This window comes from Xanthobacter autotrophicus, from assembly GCF_029991245.1.
In the GTDB taxonomy this organism is placed as follows: domain Bacteria; phylum Pseudomonadota; class Alphaproteobacteria; order Rhizobiales; family Xanthobacteraceae; genus Xanthobacter; species Xanthobacter autotrophicus_C.
The window spans coordinates 1-3,539 of record NZ_JAIVFO010000241.1 but is presented as its reverse complement, the minus strand read 5'-3'; the positions used below and the strand labels follow the sequence as shown (position 1 = coordinate 3,539).

The 3,539-nt window shown below is 72.6% G+C and carries 4 protein-coding genes; 2 read left to right on the top strand and 2 right to left on the bottom strand.

Annotated elements, in window-relative coordinates; all coding sequences use genetic code 11:
* Positions 1 to 62: 62 nt before the first annotated feature.
* Both K9U41_RS22215 and K9U41_RS22210 read left to right on the top strand, forming a co-directional pair.
* The gene (locus K9U41_RS22215) at positions 63 to 998 is read left to right on the top strand and encodes a phytoene/squalene synthase family protein (RefSeq protein WP_282643018.1); all 936 of its coding nucleotides are present in this window, start codon (positions 63 to 65) and stop codon (positions 996 to 998) included.
* Positions 995 to 2,251, top strand: coding sequence for a glycosyltransferase (locus K9U41_RS22210; RefSeq protein WP_282643017.1), 1,257 nt, complete (start codon positions 995 to 997; stop codon positions 2,249 to 2,251). The genes K9U41_RS22215 and K9U41_RS22210 overlap by 4 nt, the downstream gene beginning before the upstream one ends.
* A 287-nt stretch (positions 2,252 to 2,538) precedes the next feature.
* Here K9U41_RS22210 and K9U41_RS22205 read toward each other — a convergent pair whose 3' ends face one another.
* Both K9U41_RS22205 and K9U41_RS22200 read right to left on the bottom strand, forming a co-directional pair.
* Entirely contained in the window at positions 2,539 to 3,096 is a 558-nt protein-coding gene (locus K9U41_RS22205) for a GNAT family N-acetyltransferase (protein ID WP_282643016.1), read from the bottom strand.
* Positions 3,097 to 3,539: aminotransferase class IV (locus K9U41_RS22200; protein WP_282643015.1), on the bottom strand; the 443-nt coding region annotated here is incomplete at its 5' end.

Below are 3,539 nucleotides of genomic sequence, written 5' to 3'. Positions count from 1 at the left end.
GTGGTGGGCTCGGCCAAGGCCACGGCGGGGCTCATCCTCGCGGACCTTGGTGTGACGCCCCGATGAGCGCCCCCGCGCCCACCGTTCTCGGCGCCAGCGAGGAGGCCATCAACAAGGGCTCCAAGAGCTTCGCCGCCGCCGCGCGCCTGTTCGGCCCGCGCATGCGGGAAGATGCGGTGATGCTCTACGCCTGGTGCCGCCACTGCGACGACGTGGTCGACGGGCAGGAGCTGGGGCACGGGCGGGTGGCCAGCGCCGCCTCGCCCGCCGAGCGGCTCGACGGCCTCTATGAGGAGACGCGCAACGCCTATCGTGGCGCGCCGTCCGCCCATCCCGCCTTCGCCGCCTTCGCCGAGGTGGTGAAGCGCAATGACATTCCCGAGCGCTACCCCCTCCAGCTGCTGGAGGGCTTCCGCATGGACGTGGAGGGCCGGCGCTACGACAGCCTCGATGACACGCTGACCTATTGCTACCACGTGGCCGGCGTGGTGGGCGTGATGATGGCCCTCATCATGGGCGCGCGGGATGATGTGGTGCTGGACCGGGCGAGCGACCTCGGCCTCGGCTTCCAGCTCACCAACATCGCCCGCGACGTGATGGAGGATGCCGCCATCGGCCGCATCTACCTGCCCGCATCGTTCCTCGCCGAGGCCGGCGTGCCGGAGGCCGGGATCGCCGCGCCCGAGCACCGCGCGGCGGTGGCCGGCGTGGTGGCGCGGCTGCTCGACGTGGCCGAGCCCTATTACGACCAGGCCCTCATCGGCATGGCCGCCTTGCCGTTCCGCGCGGCGGCGGCGGTGGGCGCGGCGCGCGGCGTCTACCGCGCCATCGGCGTCGAGGTGCGCAGGCGCGGGCCGAAGGCGTGGGATACCCGCGTCTCCACCTCCACGGCCCAGAAGGCCGGCTTTCTCGCGGGCGGCCTCGCGCAGGCCCTCGCCACGCGGTTCAAGGGCGCGCCGCCGCCCCGACCCGCGCATCTATGGACGCGTCCCGCATGACCCATTTCGCCGTCGTCGCCCCGCCGCTGCCGGGCCATACCAATCCGCTGCTGGTGCTGGCCCGGGAGCTTGGCGCGCGGGGCCATCGCGTCACCTTCGTGCACATGGCCGATGCCGCCCGCCTCGTCGCCGGCAAGGGCGCGGAGTTCGCGCCCGTGGGGGAGAAGGACTACCCCGCCGGCGCGCTCGACGCCTATGTGGCGCGCCTTGCCGCTCCCACCGGCCTGTTCGGCCTGCTCGGCACCCTGAAGGCCACTGCGGCCCAGACCGACATGCTGTGCCGCGACCTGCCGGGCGTGCTCAAAGCCATCGGCGCGGACGCGGTGATCGCCGACCAGACCGAGGCCGCGGGAACCCTGGTGGCCCGCCACCTCAGGCTGCCGGTGGTCTCCACCGCCACCGCGCTGCCGCTGAACCGGGAGATCGGCGTGCCGCCGCCGTTCGTGCCCTGGCGCTACGATGCCAGCGAGCAGGGCCTCGTCTGGAACAAGGGCGGCTACCGCATCACCGACCTTCTGATGCGGCCCATGCGCCGGGTGCTGGAGCGGCACGGCGCGGCCTTCGGGCTCGATCCGTTCGCGGACGGGGGCTTCTCGCCCCTCCTGACCGTGGCGCAGATGCCGAAGGGGCTGGATTTCCCCCGCTCCGAGCTGCCCGCCACCTTCCATTATGGCTCGCCCTGGCGCGACGGCACCGCCGTGCCGCGCATGGATCTGGCGCTGCCGCACGTGGAGGGCATGCCGCTCCTGTTCTGCTCCCTCGGCACCCTTCAGGGCGGCCGGATCGACCTGTTCCACAAGGTGGCGTTCGCGGCGCGGGACGTGGGCGCGCGGCTCCTCATCGCCCACGGCGGCATGCTGTCCGATGAGGAGGCGGCCCAGCTCTCGGGCCTTGCCGAGGTGCGCTCCTTCGTGCCGCAGCAGGAGGTGCTGAAGCGCTGCGCCGCCGCCGTGCTCCATTGCGGCATGAACACGGTGCTGGACGCGCTGGCCGAAGGCGTGCCGCTGGTGGCCATGCCCATCGCCTTCGAGCAGCCGGCCACCGCCGCCCGCCTCGCCTATGCCGGCGTCGCCGAGGTGGTGCCGGCGGGCCGCGCCAGCCGTGTGCGCCTCGCCAATGCCTTGAGGGCGGTGCTCAACGTGCCGGATTATCGCCTCGCCGCCCGCCGCGTCGCCGAGGAGATGGCGGATGGCGGCGGGGTGAAGCGCGCCGCCATCCTCATCGAGCAGGCAGTGGCGGGGACGGCCGCCTGAGGCGGATCCGCCTCGCACCGTCGGCCCCCTCTCCCGCGTGCGAGACCTCTGCGAAAGTCACCCATGGTCGGTGTCGGAAGCCCGTTCCCCCTCTTCCCTCGCGGGAGAGGGGCGGGGTGAGGGGGCCGCTGCGTTTCTGAGCAGACAGGCGTTTTTCTCGTGGTGGGGACCCCTCACCCCCAACCCCTCTCCCGCAAGGGGAGAGGGGAGGATGACCGCTCAAGGGCCTTTCGCAAAGGTCTCGATTGCGGGCGAGGGGCTCCATCGCGCCCGGTCGCAACGGGGTTTCAAGCTGAGACAACCCTGGCTCCGGCCTTGAGCCGATAGAGCACCTGCCGCCGCAGGGGATGACCCACGGGCACCGCCGGATGGTCGAAATCCCCATTCGCGTCCCGCACCATGCCGAGCCGTTCCATCACCGCCCGCGAACGGCGGTTGACCGGCACGGTGATGGCGACGATCTCCGCGAGTCCCAGCGTCCCGAACCCGAAGGCGAGGGCCGCGCGCGCCGCCTCGGTGGCGTAGCCATGCCCCCAGAAGGCGGGATCGAACCGCCAGCCGATCTCCACTGCCGGGGTGAAGTGCTCCGCATAGGGTACGTGGACGAGGCCGGTATAGCCGGCGAAGTCCGTCATCCCCGGCGCCTCCACCACCCACAGGCCGAAGCCGTGGCGGGCGAAGTGCGCGTCCGCCCGGTCCGCCACGGCGTCGCTGGCGGCGCGGTCGGGCACCCGCATCAGGAATTCCATGGTGGCGGGGTTGGATTGCATCCGCCACAGGCCGTCGCGGTCTCCCGGCCGCCACGGGCGCAGCACCAGCCGCTCGGTGCGCAGGACCGGCGCCACTCAGGCCCCCGGAATGCGGGCGCGCAGCCGCTCGGCGATTGCGCGCGCGGGCACCTCGCGTCCCTCCAGCGCCGCGACGGAGCGGATGCCCAGCGCCGAGGTGAGGAAGATTTCCTCGGCCCGGCTCAGGTCCTGTGGCGTCAGCGGCCGTTCGCCGGCGCCCTCGGTCAGCACCGCCGCGCGCATGATGCCGGGCAGCACGCCTTCGGACAGGGGCGGGGTGACGAGGTCGCCGCCGATGACCGCGAACACATTGGCGATGGAGGTTTCCGCCACGCGCTCTTGCGTATTGAGCAGCACGCCGTCGTCCGCCCCGCGCCGGGCCGCCTCCTGCCGGGCGAGGATGTTGTCGAGATAATTCAGCGACTTCACCTGGGCCAGCGGCGAGCGATCGTTGCGGCGGGTGCCCTGCGCGATCACGAGGCGCGCGGGCGGGGCCGGCG

What these genes read in the sequence shown, in the direction of transcription:
- K9U41_RS22215 (WP_282643018.1), top strand. Translation starts at nt 63, where the DNA reads ATGAGCGCCCCCGCGCCCACCGTTCTCGGCGCCAGCGAGGAGGCCATC.
- K9U41_RS22210 (WP_282643017.1), top strand. Translation starts at nt 995, where the DNA reads ATGACCCATTTCGCCGTCGTCGCCCCGCCGCTGCCGGGCCATACCAAT.